This is a genomic window from Streptomyces sp. NPDC089424, assembly GCF_044749345.1.
GTDB lineage: Bacteria > Actinomycetota > Actinomycetes > Streptomycetales > Streptomycetaceae > Streptomyces.
Genome location: NZ_JBIVHU010000009.1, coordinates 216681 through 230677 on the forward strand (window position 1 = coordinate 216681; position 13997 = coordinate 230677).

The 13997-nt window shown below is 71.3% G+C and carries 10 protein-coding genes; 4 read left to right on the forward strand and 6 right to left on the reverse strand.

From position 1 onward, the window contains the following. Positions 1–12: 12 nt before the first annotated feature. From coaA to ACIP2X_RS32090, 5 genes are all read right to left on the reverse strand, one after another. Positions 13–999 (reverse strand): type I pantothenate kinase, encoded by a 987-nt coding sequence (coaA, locus tag ACIP2X_RS32070; RefSeq protein WP_401679802.1) that lies wholly within the window; start codon positions 997–999, stop codon positions 13–15. 84 nt (positions 1000–1083) lie between these two features. Next, positions 1084–1734 (reverse strand): hypothetical protein, encoded by a 651-nt coding sequence (locus tag ACIP2X_RS32075; protein WP_401679805.1) that lies wholly within the window; start codon positions 1732–1734, stop codon positions 1084–1086. A gap of 36 nt (positions 1735–1770) precedes the next feature. Then, complete coding sequence (locus ACIP2X_RS32080) at positions 1771–3078, reverse strand: hypothetical protein (RefSeq protein WP_401679808.1); 1308 nt, start codon at positions 3076–3078, stop codon at positions 1771–1773. Between the two features lie 48 nt (positions 3079–3126). Then, a complete protein-coding gene (locus ACIP2X_RS32085; RefSeq protein ID WP_401679811.1) occupies positions 3127–3792 on the reverse strand; it encodes a hypothetical protein in 666 nt (221 codons plus the stop codon). Position 3793: 1 nt separating this feature from the next. Further along, a complete protein-coding gene (locus ACIP2X_RS32090) occupies positions 3794–8725 on the reverse strand; it encodes a ricin-type beta-trefoil lectin domain protein (RefSeq protein WP_401679814.1) in 4932 nt (1643 codons plus the stop codon). A 501-nt stretch (positions 8726–9226) separates the two neighbouring features. Here ACIP2X_RS32090 and glmS point away from each other — a divergent pair. After that, positions 9227–11074 carry a glutamine--fructose-6-phosphate transaminase (isomerizing) gene (glmS, locus tag ACIP2X_RS32095; RefSeq protein ID WP_401679816.1) on the forward strand — a complete coding sequence of 616 codons (1848 nt, stop codon included), beginning with the start codon at positions 9227–9229 and terminating at the stop codon, positions 11072–11074. Between the two features lie 148 nt (positions 11075–11222). Here the strand turns inward: glmS and ACIP2X_RS32100 are convergent, their stop codons facing one another. Then, the gene (locus ACIP2X_RS32100; protein WP_401679819.1) at positions 11223–11396 is read right to left on the reverse strand and encodes a CsbD family protein; all 174 of its coding nucleotides are present in this window, start codon (positions 11394–11396) and stop codon (positions 11223–11225) included. Positions 11397–11532: 136 nt separating this feature from the next. On the opposite strand from ACIP2X_RS32100, the gene ACIP2X_RS32105 reads away from it, so the two are divergent. The 3 genes from ACIP2X_RS32105 (at position 11533) to ACIP2X_RS32115 (ending at position 13817) form a co-directional block, all read left to right on the forward strand. Beyond that, on the forward strand, positions 11533–11703 hold the full coding sequence (locus ACIP2X_RS32105) for a hydrophobic protein (protein ID WP_401679821.1): 171 nt from the start codon (positions 11533–11535) through the stop codon (positions 11701–11703). A 247-nt stretch (positions 11704–11950) separates the two neighbouring features. Then, a complete protein-coding gene (locus ACIP2X_RS32110) occupies positions 11951–12322 on the forward strand; it encodes a holo-ACP synthase (RefSeq protein WP_401679824.1) in 372 nt (123 codons plus the stop codon). Positions 12323–12377: 55 nt separating this feature from the next. Then, entirely contained in the window at positions 12378–13817 is a 1440-nt protein-coding gene (locus ACIP2X_RS32115; RefSeq protein ID WP_401679827.1) for an NAD(P)H-hydrate dehydratase, read from the forward strand. The last annotated feature ends 180 nt before the right edge of the window (positions 13818–13997 follow it).

Below are 13997 nucleotides of genomic sequence, written 5' to 3' on the forward strand. Positions count from 1 at the left end.
GCGTGGCGTGGGTCAGAGCTTGCGCAGCCGGAGGCGTTGCACCTTGTGGTCGGGGCCCTTGCGGACGACCAGGGTCGCGCGGCCGCGGGTCGGGGCGATGTTCTCCACCAGGTTGGGCTTGTTGATGGTGCGCCAGAGGGTGCGGGCGTAGTCGACGGCCTCGTCCTCGGAGACCTGGGTGTACTTGCGGAAGTAGGAGTCCGACTTCTGGAAGGCCGTGTGGCGGAGCTTCTTGAAGCGGTTGAGGTACCAGCGCTCGATGTCCTCGGCGGTGGCGTCGACGTAGACGCTGAAGTCGAAGTAGTCGGCGAGACCGACGCGGGTGCGGCCGTCCTTGCCGGGGAGGGCGGGCTGGAGGACGTTCAGGCCCTCGACGATCAGGATGTCCGGGCGGCGCACGACGAGCCGTTCGCCGGGGACGATGTCGTAGATGAGGTGGGAGTAGACGGGGGCGGTGACCTCGTCCTTGCCGGCCTTGATGTCGGCGACGAAGCGGGTCAGGGCGCGGCGGTCGTACGACTCGGGGAAGCCCTTGCGGGACATGAGGCCCCGGGCTTCCAGCTCCTTGGTGGGGAGCAGGAAGCCGTCGGTCGTGACCAGTTCGACGCGCGGATGCTCGGGCCAGCGGGAGAGCAGGGCCTGGAGCAGGCGGGCGACGGTGGACTTGCCGACGGCGACCGAGCCGGCGACGCCTATGACGAAGGGCGTGCCGGACTGGGAGCCCTGCTCGCCGAGGAAGGTGTTGAGGGCGCCGCGGAGGGCGTCGGTGGCGCCGACGTAGAGATTGAGGAGACGGGAGAGCGGGAGGTAGATGTCCCGCACCTCGTCGAGGTCGATGACGTCACCGAGGCCGCGCAGCTTCTCGACTTCCTCCGCCGTCAGGGGCAACGGGGTCTTGTCGCGCAGCGCGCTCCACTCGGCGCGGGTGAGGTCGACGTAGGGAGTCGCCTCCGGCCGGGGCCGGTGGGCGCTCCGCGTCGGGGAGACCGGAGAGATCACAGTCCATTGTTACGGGAGTGTGGACGGCAGGGGGCGTGGGATGCGTCACGCGGGGGATCGTCGGCGGGCGGATGAACGGATCCGTCAGTCCGTGCAGGGGACCGATTGCAGTGTGCCGTCGTCGACGACGAGCTCGTGGTAGCCGAAGTCCTCGCCGAGCTCGTGGTACCGCAGGTAGCGCGACTCCGTGATCGGCACCCGGTACGCCTTGAGGACCCGTAGGAAGAGGCGGAAGCCGAGGTCGGGGTCGACCTCGACGACCACGCGCCGCAGCGCGGCCACGGCCTCGGACCCGCCCGGGTGGCCGGCGGCCTCGACCGCGTTCAGCATGGACGGCTCGGCCTCGCGGATCTCCTCCAGGACCGCGTCCCTCGACGGCCCGCCCGTGATCGGCTCCGGCGGGGCGGGAGTGAAAGATGGCTCGTCGCGGCGTATCCGTGCGGCGCAGATCCGGACGATCTCGTCCAGCCAGGCGCGTCCGTCCACCGGCACGGCTGCCGGGTCGTACGGCAGGCCGATCGCCGCACACCACAACCGGTCGATCACCGGCGTCGGCAGCTGCGACCCCAGCAACCGCGAGGCGTCCTGCAGGAGGGTCGGCGCATAGGCGCCGTCCCCCCAGTTCGCCGCCTCCGAAAGCAGTTCCTCGGGTGTGACCTCACCGACCCAGGGGGCGGCGAACCACTTGGTCAGTCCGCTCAGCCCGAAGTCGATCCAGATGTCCTGTCGTCGCATCGTCACTTCACGCCTCGCCGCTTCGTCGGCCGTCGTTCACCAGACCAGGTGCTCGACCTCGTCGACGTGGTACTCGCCGAAGCCGAATCGTTCACCGATGGACTGGTACCGCTCGTACTGGCCCCGCGTCACCGACGCGGACAGCACCCGCAGGAGCCGGAGGAACAGCCGGAACCCGAGGTCGGGATCGACATGGCTGACCACCTGTTCCAGCGCCGACAGGGCCTGCGCGGCGGGTACCGGCTGCCAGTGGGCGCTGATGACTTCCTCCGCCAACGCAGGTGTCACCTCCCGGAGTTCCCTCAGCACCGTGTCGGCCGGCTCCGCAGATGTCGGCGGTACCACGGGGGTGTACGTGGGGGCGACGTCCCTCAGCCGTTCCCCGCACACCTCCGCGATCAGCCGCAGCCAGTCCCGCCCGTCGACACGCAATGCCGCGTCCGACACCGCGAGCCACAGGGTCGTGATCGTGTCGTCGGACAGGGGGGAGTGCAGCAGCCGCAGTGCGTCCTCCAGGAAGAGGTCCGCCGCCGAACCCGGGGACTGCAGGGGCTCGTCCGTATCGCTCACGCACCGGATCTCGCTCCGGGCCCGGTCCGCACGCCAGTCCTGGTGGGCGTTGCCGGCGAGACGGGAGAGACCGAAGTCCCACGACGTGCCGCGGTGTGTGGTGTCGATGGGCGGCCAGTCCACGTCGAGGCCGTCGCGAACGGTCCCGACCGGAAACCCGAGCCACTCGCCGAGCCTGAGGAACCGGTCGTACCGCTCCTTCGAGACCTGGACGGAATTCGCCTTGAGGGTCCGTAGGAAAAGGCGGAATCCGAGGTCGGCGTCGGTTCTGCCGGCCACCCGCACGAGGCTCGGGACGAGGTCGCGCAGCCCGGTGGCGCCGGTCAATCCGGCGGAAGGATCCTGGATCTCCGCCACCACGTCCCCGCACAGGTCCTCGCTTCGCACGGGCTGGACCGGCGGGGGGACGTAGGAGGCCTTGTTCCGCCGGAGGCGATCCGTGGCCAGGTCCGAGACCGTCTCCAGCCATGTGCGAACGTCCATGCCGTGGTCGGCCGGATCGAAAATCCGGCCGACCGCGGCCAGCCACACCATGTGGAGGACATCGTCCGGCACCTGGCCGTCCAGCAGTCGCCGGGCGTCCTCCCCCAACTCCACGGCTTCCTCGCCGTCGGACTCGTCCGCCGACCGGGCCGCGACCGCGAGCGCGGCCGGGAGGTCGACGGTGGTGCCGGCGGCGGGGCCGCCGGGGGAGCACAACCGCTCGGTCAGACCGGTGAGCCCGAAGTCACCGGAGTAACCCAGTTCGACGTACGTCGGACGATTCAGTGGCATGGATGATGTCCTGCACGGGTCGTGGCCTGAACGAGCCGGAAGCCCTCGTCACCCGCCGAGGTTCAGGCCGGGATCCACCAGTTCCCGGGGGCGCCCCAGGCGTTCGGCGAGGGCGACGAGCGAGACATGACGGGTCTCGTCGACCGCTACGAAGGACGCCTTCAACGCCCGTAGGAAGAGCCGGAAGCCGAGGTCCGCACAGGACGAACGGACGACCTGCTCCAGCGCCGGCACCAGGCCGTGCAGGGGGACGGGATAGGTTCGGTTCTCGGTCGCGTCCGTCAGGGCGCCGGCAGCCGAGTGGATCGCCAGTACGACGACTGCGCGCAGTCCCTCGTCCGTCACCGCGTCGGGCGGCGGCGGAACGAAGTCGGCATCGCGGTGGCGCTCGGCCGACGACCAGGCCTCCTCGATCCTGAGCAGCCAGGCGCGGGAGCTGACGCCGTCCCTGGCCGGATCGAAGACGTTGTCGGTGGCGCCGAGCCACACCGTGCGAAGCGTCGCGTCCGGGAGGGGTGCGTCGAGCAGACGCCGCACATCCCGCCCGAGTTGCGACGCCGCTGCGCGGTCCAGTTCGCCCACGTACCGCTCCGTGATGCGCACCATGGCCTCGACAGGGCCGTGCCGGGCAAGGCAGTCGAGCTCCGCCGGAGGAAGGTCCTCCAGGTCGTCGCACTGCGCGGCCAGCCAGGTCAGCCCGACGTCGTCTGCCATGTCAGCCCTCCAGATAGGCGGTGTAGACGACGTACTTGCTGGGCTTGTGCGCCTTGCCCACGTACTTCAGCTGGATGACCACGGTAGTGCCGGCAGGTACGCCTTGCGGTCCGTTCCTCACCCACTTCTTGCCGAGCGAGCTTCCCATGTCCCGGATGTCCCAGCGGATGGTCTTCAGGTCCCGGGTCGGAACGAAGGGCTCCTTCTTCCCGATGCGCTGCGCCTGCTTGATCTTCCAGGCGTCCAGCTCCTGTGCCTTGCCGGCCTGTTTGATCCACGCGTCCATCGCCTTCTGGACGGCCTCGGCGGCGGTGGCCTCGTCGGTCCACCTCGTGGCTACGCCGCTCCTGTTCCTCGGGTCGTTCGCCTTTGCCGCCATGTCGCTGTCGGAAGGCCTGACATGCTGATCGAGGGTGTGGGCACCGTCGATGCCCTCGTCGGCCACGATGTTGGTGCAGTTGTGGACCAGGACGTTCTGCGGCCGGAGGCCCTTGGTCCCGACGTAGAACGTGTGCGGACCGTCGACCGAGAGGTCGTACACCGTGCGAGGAGCCAGACCGTCGCGGTCCCGGACATCCGTCACCGTATGGCGCGTGCCGTCCGGTGTGCGCAGTCGGTCGCCCACGCGCAGTTCGGAGACCAGGGTCCAGCCCTGCCCGTCGACGTGGAACCGGTGTCCGGCCGTGCTGGTCAGCAGTCCGCCGGACACCGTGATGTCCACCAGCCTGCGGGTGTCGTGCCGGAACGTGTCGGTCACCGGCTGCGTGGCGGCCCGCCCGTTCTCGGGGTCCGTGGCCAGTACGAGGTCACCGACCCGGACGTCACGGATCGCCTTGCCGGTGCCGTCCGCCATCAGGACACGGGTGTCGCCGGGGAAGCTGTTGACCCTGCACGCGGTGACGACGTCCTCGTAACCGTTGACCGTGCTCTCGATCTTGGACAGGGTCGAGGGGTCGAGGTCGAGTGCCTTCAGCGCGGTGAACGCCTCGCGTACCCCGATGCCCGTGCGCATGGCGGCATCGAGGGCATGGAGTGCCTCGACCGCCTTGCCCAGCGCCTTGCCGGGGATGAAGTTGGAGGCCGCCCAGGCGCAGCCGCTGACGCTGCCGTGCCAGCAGTCCACGAAGTCCTGGACCAGCAGTTGCTTGCCGATCTCGAGATAGGTGTCGATGAGCCCCTTGAGGATGTCCGCCTGGGTGAAGGTGCGCGTCACCTTCTTCTGCAGGCCCTTGAACGGCTCCGAACCGAGGAAGACCGTTGCCGAAGACGGGCAACCCGAGCTGGTGGCCGGCATATCGGGGTCGGCGCACAGGTAGAAGTCGACCGTCGCGTCGAACGTGAACGTGAAGGTGACGGTGCAACTGGTGCCGAAGCCGGGCGGCAGTTCACACGGGTGGTCCTGCTTCGCGCCGGTGACCTCGATGCTGTCCTCGTCGACGACGTACCAGGTGCCGCCGATGCCCGTTCCGGCGCCGTCGGAGACCTGTTGGTTGGCCTGTTTGCGCTCCGCGGCCTCCGCGGCGGCCTGGGCCTCGTCGGCGTACTTCTGGGCGTCCTTGGCCGCCTCCTCGGCCTCGGTCGCCGCCGCGTCGGCGCGTTCGGCCGCCGCTCGGGCGTCCTTCGCCGCCTCCTCGGCCTCGGCCGCGGCCGCGCGGGCCGCCGAGGCGTCCAGGGCGGCCTGGTCGGCCGAGTCGCGGGCCTCCTCGGCGTAGCCCTCGGCGCGTCCGGCCGCCCGGTCGGCGGCGGCCGCGTCCTCGGTGGCCTGGCGGTCGTACTCGATCGTGCGGGCCAGCGAGGCCGAAGCCGCCGACGCCGCCTTGGCGGCGTCCGCCGCGTAGCCGAGGGCCTCCTTGGCGTAGCCGCGGGCGGTCGCCGCGTGGGCGGCGGCGTTCGCGGCGTGGACGTACGCCTGCTTCGCGTCGCCCTGCGCCTGTTCGGCGAGGTTCTTCGCGGCCGCTGCCTCCGCCTGCGCGTTCTGGGCGTGCGCGTCGGCGACGGCCTTCTGCTGGTCGGCGATCGACTTCGACGCCTGTCCGGACAGGACGACCAGGGAGGCCGCCGAGTCGGTGTCGACGTACGGCGAGCCGATCTGGATGGCGTCGTTGGCCGGCTGGGCGACCTGTGCGGCGGCGGCGTGCGCGTCGGCCGCGGCCTGCGCGGTGACGTACGCGAAGCCGGCGGCCTTCGCCGAGGCGGCGAGCGCCTTGGCGGCCTCCTTGTTCGCCTCGTCCGCGTGGGTCTTCGCCGACTTGGCCTGCTTCTCCGCCTCGTCGGCCATGGCCACCGCGGCCTTCGCCTCCGACGCGGCGTGCTCGGCCGCGTCGATGGCGTCCGCCACCGCCGCCGTCGCGGTCCTCACCGCGGCGTCGGCCTTCAGCTTCGCCGCCTGGGCGCCGTCCGCGTGCGCGCGGGACCGCTTGGCGGCGGCCTCGGCGCGGGTGGCGGCGGCATCGGCGTCCGCGGCCGCCTCGGTCGCGGCGTCGGCCGCCGTACGGGCCCGTCCCGCGGCCGCCTCGGCGTCGTCGGCGTGCCCGGCCGCCGCGTCGGCCGCGGCCCTGGCCTCCTGGGCGTTGCCGTCCGACTCGTGGGCCTGGGCGTAGGCCTCCTTGGCGTCGGCCTTGGCGCGCGCGGCGTCGGCCTTCTGCTCGGCGTCCCAGGCGTCGTCCCGCAGGTCGCGGGCGTTGTCGCGGGCCTTGACCGCGGCGTCCCGCCTCTCGACCGCCGTCGCCTCGGCGGCCTCCGCCCTGGTCCTCGCGTCCTTGGCGTTCGTCGCCTCGGTCTCTGCGGTCCGCCGGTGCTGGGCGGCCTCGGCCTGCTTGGCGGCGGCGGTCTCCTTCTCCGCCTTCGCCGTCTTCTCCTCCGCCTCGGCGGCCAGCCGCTCGGCGTGCGCGTCGGCCGCGGCGGCCTTCGCGTCGGCCTCCGCCTTCACCGCCACGGCCAGCTTCGCCTCGGCGGTCTCCTTGTCCTTCTTGGCGTTGTCCCGGTGCAGCTTGGCCGCGTCGGACGCCGCCTTGGCCTGCAACTCGGCCTTGTGAGCGGCTTCCTTGCGGAACTCCGTGTTGGACTGTGCGGCCTGGGCGAGGGCCCGCTGGGCGATGGTCTGACTGTCGCCGGCGGAGGCGCGGGTGGCGGCCTCGGCGGTCTCGGCGGCCTTGACCATCGCCGTCAGCGCGGCCACAGTACCCTTGGTGACCTGCGCCTTCTGCTGGCCGACCAGCAAGCCGCGACCACGCGGCACACCTGCGGCATCCGCGATGCCGTACGCCGCCTGCTCAGCGGAGTCGGAGGCCGTCGCCGCCTTCTTGGCGTTCTCCAACTGGTCCCTGAGGGTGGTCAGATACTGCTTTGCCGATGTCTGGGCGCCGGTGACGACCTTCTTCGCCTTGTCGAACTCGGCCTTCTCCGGGTACAGAGGGCTGTCCGTGCCCTGGTGACCGGACGGTTTGATCAGGAACTTCTGCGAGCCGGCGTCCTTGCAGTCCCACAGCCGCGCGTCCGTGCCCTTGGTGAACGCGCTCAGGTCCAGGCACTTGCTCGTGGTGAGGCTCTTCAGCGGCGAGGTGGCACGGACGTCGCCCTTCCACGACTGCCCCGCGGACTTGTAGCAGTCATAGATCTGGATCTTCGTGCCGTTCGCCGAGGCGTTCCCGGCCACATCCAGGCACTTGAGCGAGCCCACGTTACGGAGGTGGAGGTCGTCCTCACTGCCCTCCAGCGTCCACTGCTGGGCCGCGCCGCCGTTGCACGTGTAGATCTGCACGGGCGTGCCGTTGGTCTTGGCGCCGCCCGCGACGTCCAAGCAGCTGCCGCTCGCGCCCGGCACCTGAATCGTCACATGGCTGTCACCGATCCAGCCCAGGCCGCCCGCGGACCAGTAGTCCTGCCAGCGGGTGGCGTAGTCCGCGAGCCACGACTGGCCGAGGACCTGGCCCAGGACGAACGAGCCGTCCTGCAAGGCCTTCGTGGCGGTGGCACTGGCGGCGAGAATCTGCTGGCGCTGCGTGGCCTGCGAGGTGATCTCCTGCTGCCACTCGGCGGACGCCTGCGCCACCTCCTTGCCGAGAACGCGGTTCGGGTCGATCGGGGCGTGCCACGCACACGACGCGAAGCGCGCCTTCAGGTCCTCGACCGCGATGCGGAACTCCGGGGTGTCCGGGGCCGGAGCCGTGCGGGGGAAGCCGCCCGAGGACAGGAAGATGCGGGCGTCATCGGCGAACACCTTGGGAACGAAGAACTGGTTGGGCTCGATCTTCCCGGAGTTCTTTTTCCACAGGGCCCACGCCTCCTTCTCCTGTGGCGTGCCCCCCGTGGTGTACAGCCGTTCGCCGATGGCGAGAGCGGCGACCTTCGTCCGGTCGTCGGCCGTGGGCGACGGATCGTAGTACGGGGAGAACAAGTCGACCGACTTGCCGTACGCCTGCCACAGCCACGGCAGCATGCCGGTCCTGTCGTAGATCTCGTTCTCGCCGCGCGGCTCGTCAGGGTAGGAGCTGAGGCCGGAGACGGTGGAGGTGAACGCGCGCTCTTGGTCGTTGACCTTCTTGACCCACTGGTCGGTGCCGGCGCTGTCCGCGTAGTAGGCCTGGTGCAGGGGTGTGGAGTCGTCGAACAGGTCCCGCTTCAGCCTCTGGTGGAGCTGGTCGGGGGGCAGTCCGATGGAGTTCTGCGCGAGGGCGAACAGATCGGGGCCACCCGTGCGCAGTGCTTCGGCGGCCACACACTGGTCCTCGCGGAGCTGTTCGGCCGCTTTCGTGTCGAAGCCGTCGTACGAGTCGCCCGCAGCGGCCACTCGCTGTTGGCTGTCCTGGCCGGGCAGGCCCGGCTGGACGGTCAGGCCGCCGAGCACGGCCAGGGCGGCGACGGACGTTACAACGGACGTGAACGCCGCCGATGTTCGTGATCTGGGGTTGCGCAACCCTGGTCTGAGTCGCAAGTGGGCATCCTTCGGAGCGAACGAAGGCAGGCGGGGGTGACCGCAGGAAGAAGTGACGGGACACGCCTTTCCAGCAGGCGTTCCCAGCAGGCCGGTGTTCGCGGCTTGGTGACCCTTCCCCCGTGACGGCACCGTTCCCCCGGCCGCCGAATGACGTGCGCGATCACGGAACTGGTCATGATCCGGTCAGGCGCGGCGCAACCATAGTCATATGCCGACAGGTTGCAGCAAGGGTGATTTCAGTTGCCGAGGAGGGCTGGCGCGAACGGTACTACCGTTCGGTAACCCAGCCGCCGTCTTCACTTCGTGCTCACATGGGGCCCAGCTGTGTGTTTTCTGTGAGGCAGGAGTGGTGGCGTCGCCCGTCGAGTCTCGCTAAGAATGGCTGGATATCGGCGGCCCGGTCGGGGCGCCTGGCCGGGTTCGTACCGTCGTGGGAATTTCCGATTTCGGGCACGCGGGAGCACTTTTGAGTGTCTGTCTGATCGTAGGCTGCCCGTCATGTGCGGAATCGTGGGATACGTGGGATCGCAGTCGGCGATCGAGGTCGTGACCGCCGGGCTGAAGCGGCTGGAGTACCGGGGGTACGACTCGGCGGGCGTCGCCGTGCTCGCGGACGGCGGGCTGGCGTCGGTGAAGCGGGCCGGGAAGCTGCTCAACCTGGAGAAGGAGCTGGTGGAGCGGCCGTTGCCGGCCGGCTCGACGGGGCTCGGGCACACGCGGTGGGCCACGCACGGCGGGCCCACGGATGCGAACGCGCATCCGCATCTGGACAACGCCGGGCGGGTCGCCGTCGTCCACAACGGGATCATCGAGAACTTCGCCGCCCTGCGGGCCGAGTTGGCGGAGCGCGGCCACGCGCTGGCGTCCGAGACCGACACCGAGGTCGTCGCCCATCTGCTCGCCGAGGAGTTCGCGGCGAGCGCGGACCTCGCGGAGGCGATGCGGCGGGTGTGCCGGCGGCTGGAAGGGGCGTTCACGCTGGTCGCGGTGCACGCGGACGTGCCCGACGTGGTCGTGGGGGCGCGGCGGAACTCGCCTCTGGTGGTGGGCGTCGGGGAGGACGAGTCCTTCCTCGCCTCGGACGTCGCCGCGTTCATCGCCCACACGAGGTCGGCGATCGAGCTGGGGCAGGACCAGGTGGTGGAGCTGCGCCGGGACGGGGTCACGGTGACGGGCTTCGACGGCCGGCCCGCGGACGTGCGGTCGTACCACATCGACTGGGACGCGTCGGCCGCGGAGAAGGGCGGCCATGACTACTTCATGCTCAAGGAGATCTCCGAGCAGCCCAAGGCGGTCGCCGACACGTTGCTGGGACGCATCGACGCGTCCGGCTCGCTGACGCTGGACGAGGTGCGGATCTCCCCGGAGGCGCTCCGGGAGGTCGACAAGGTCGTCGTCGTCGCCTGCGGCACGGCCTTCCACGCGGGGCTGATCGCGAAGTACGCCGTCGAGCACTGGACGCGTGTCCCGTGCGAGGTGGAGCTGGCGAGCGAGTTCCGCTACCGGGACCCGATCCTCGACCCCCAGACGCTCGTCATCGCCATCTCCCAGTCCGGCGAGACCATGGACACCCTCATGGCGCTGCGGCACGCCCGCGAGCAGGGCTCCCGGGTGCTGGCGATCTGCAACACCAACGGCTCGACGATCCCACGGGAGTCGGACGCGGTGCTGTACACCCACGCCGGACCGGAGGTCGCGGTGGCGTCCACGAAGGCCTTCCTCACGCAGCTGGTGGCCTGCTACCTCGTCGCGCTGTACCTCGGGCAGGTGCGGGGCACCAAGTGGGGGGACGAGGTCCAGGACGTGATCCGGGACCTGTCGAACATCGGGGGCGCGGTGGAGCGGGTCCTTGAGACGATGGAGCCGGTGCGGGAGCTGGCGCGCTCGCTCGCCGCGAAGGACACGGTGCTGTTCCTGGGGCGGCACGTCCTGTACCCGGTCGCTCTCGAAGGCGCGTTGAAACTCAAGGAACTGGCGTACATGCACGCCGAGGGCTTCGCGGCGGGCGAGCTCAAGCACGGGCCGATCGCCCTCATCGAGGAGGATCTGCCCGTGGTGGTCGTCGTCCCCTCACCGCGGGGGCCGTCCCTGATCCACGACAAGATCGTGTCCAACATCCAGGAGATCCGGGCCCGGGGCGCGCGCACCATCGTGATCGCGGAGGAGGGGGACGAGGCGGTCGTGCCGTACGCAGACCATCTGGTGCGGATCCCCCGGACGCCGACGCTGCTTCAGCCGCTGGTGGCCACCGTGCCGTTGCAGATGTTCGCGTGCGAGTTGGCGACGGCGCGCGGGAACGACGTGGACCAGCCGAGGAACCTGGCCAAGTCGGTGACGGTGGAGTGAGGCGGGCCGCGGGCTGGGGAATTCGTACGCTGTGAGGTAGGTGCAGCGTGAACGGGAACGGGAAATGGGTGCGGGCCCCCGATAACACGGGGGCCCGCACCCATTTCCCGTCCCTGTCCCGGCGTCCCTTCCGGGAGCAGTGACGGAATCAGTGGCGGAAGGCGTCCTTCGCCTTTTCCCAGGCCTGGCGCGCGTCGCCCTGGGCGCTCTGCGAGCGGCCTTCGGCGTGCATGCGGCGGTTGCCCGACGTGCGGCCGAGGGCTTCCTTGGCCCTGCCCATCAGCTGCTCCGCCTTGGCCTTCGCCTTCTGGTTGCCAGTCATGAGTTTCCACATCCCAACGTCGTCACGGCGTTTGGTGATGTTCGGGTTACCGCTTCGGCGAGGGCTAAACGACCCGGAATCTCGTGTGCTTGTCCGCTCGGAAGCGGGGAACTCGTCGTCCTGGAGGTTGATAGATATGGTTCCCCTTCTTCTCGTTCTTCTGCTGGCTCTGATCCTTTTCGGTGCCGGCTTCGCACTCAAGGCCCTGTGGTGGATCGCGATCATCGTGATCGTGCTGTGGCTGCTGGGCTTCCTGGTCCGGCCCGCGGGCGCAGGAGGAAAGCGCGGTCGGTGGTACCGCTGGTAGGGCGCTGCCGGTAGGTCACCGAGCAGCGCGCGCGTCGACACGAAGGGCCCGGTCACCGACCGGGCCCTTCGTGTGTCCGGCCCCAGGGACCCCAGAGATGTGACCCACCGGGGAGCACAGTGCGCGGAACATGTGAAATCGGGCATCACTTCCCGCCCGGCGGGCACCCGCGTCGCACCGGGCGCCGGTGCGCAAGGGAACCAGCGCCTCCATGCCGGCGCCCGGCCCCGCGCTTAGGGTGCTCGGCATGAGCATCATCGGGGTCGGGATCGACGTGGCGGAGATCGACCGGTTCCGGGCGTCGCTGGAGCGCACGCCCGCGCTGGCCGAGCGGCTCTTCCTGCGCAGCGAGTTGCTGCTGCCGAGCGGTGAGCGCCGCGGCATCGCCTCGCTGGCGGCGCGGTTCGCCGCGAAGGAGGCGGTCGCCAAGGCGCTCGGCGCGCCGGCCGGGCTGCACTGGACCGACGCGGAGGTGTACGTCGAGGAGAGCGGGCAGCCACGCTTGCGGGTCACCGGGACGGTGGCCGCGCGTGCCGCCGCTCTCGGCGTCCGGTCCTGGCACGTGTCGCTCAGTCACGACGCGGGCGTCGCCTCGGCGGTCGTCGTCGCGGAGGGCTGAGGCCCGCCCGTGGCTGGGCGCGACGGTGACCGCCGGGTGCGGGAGACTCGAACGTATGCGTACTGCGTACAGCGTGGAGACGGTCCGGGCGGCCGAACGGGAGTTGATGGCGCGGCTTCCTGAGGGGGCGTTGATGCTGCGGGCGGCGGCCGGGCTCTCGGCCGCCTGCGCGGATCTGCTCGGACGGGTGTACGGCAGCCGTGTGGTGCTGCTGGTCGGGAGCGGGGACAACGGGGGTGACGCGCTTTACGCCGGGGCGCGGCTGGCCCGGCGGGGCGCCGGGGTGACGGCCGTGCTGCTGTCGCCGGAACGGGCGCATGCGGGCGGGCTCGCCGCGCTGCGGCGGGCCGGGGGCTCCGTGGCGGGCGTCGACGGCGCCGAAGGGCTGATCGAGCGGGCCGATCTCGTCGTCGACGGGATCGTGGGGATCGGGGGAAAGGGCGGGCTGCGGTCCGAGGCCGTGCCGTTGGCGCGGGCCGCCGACCGGGCGCGGGCGGCCGTGGTCGCCGTCGATCTGCCGAGCGGTGTCGACGCCGGCACCGGCGAGGTGCGGGGGGCGGCCGTCCGGGCGGATCTGACGGTGACGTTCGGGACGCACAAGCCGGGGCTGCTGGTGGATCCCGCGCGGGAGTACGCCGGGTCGGTGCGACTCGTCGACATCGGGCTGGAGCTGCCGGACGGGGGCGCCGAGTTGGAGGCCCTGCAGCACGCCGACGTGGCCGCGTTGCTGCCGTTGCCGGCTCCCGAGAGCGACAAGTACCGGCGCGGGGTCGTCGGGATCGCCGCCGGGTCGGCCCGCTATCCGGGCGCCGCCGTGCTGGCCGTCGCCGGGTCGCTGCGCGGTGGGGCGGGCGCCGTGCGGTACGTGGGGCCCGCCGCGGACGCGGTGATCGCGCGGTTCCCCGAGACGCTGGTGTCGGACCAGGGGCCGCGCCGGGCGGGGCGGGTGCAGGCGTGGGTCGTTGGACCGGGGGCCGGGGACGACGCGGACACGGTGGCCGAGGTGCTGCGGGCCGACGTACCGGTGCTGGTGGACGCGGACGGGTTGCGGCTGGCGCCGCAGAAGGCGGTGCGGGAGCGCAGCGCGCCGACGCTGATGACGCCGCACGCGGGCGAGGCGGCGGCGTTGCTGGGGGTGAGCCGGGAGGAGGTCGAGGGCGCCCGGCTCGGCGCCGCGCGGGAGTTGGCGGCGCGGTACGGGGCGACGGTGCTGCTGAAGGGGTCGACGACGCTGGTGGCCGACGCGCGCAGCGGAGCCGCCGTACGGGTGAACGCGACCGGGACGGGCTGGCTGGCCACCGCCGGGAGCGGCGACGTGCTGTCGGGGTTGTCGGGGTCGTTGCTGGCGGCCGGGCTGCCGGCGCGGGACGCGGGCAGCGTGGGGGCGTATCTGCACGGGCTGGCCGGGCGGCTCGCTGCCGACGGCGCGCCGGTGGGCGCCCACGACGTGGCGGAGGCGATCCCGGCGGCCTGGCGGGATGTGCGCAGGCAGTGAGCGGCCGGCCTCGCACGGGGCCGGGGCGGAAAGCGAGCAGGCGGGTGACGGCGCGGGGACGGCGGGTGGGCAGGCGAGGGGCCGTGCGGGGTCGGACGGGCGGGCAGGCGATGTGCCGCGCTTCGGGACGGACGGGCGGGCAGGCGGGTGACGGCGCCGGGGGTGACGGGCGGGCAGGTG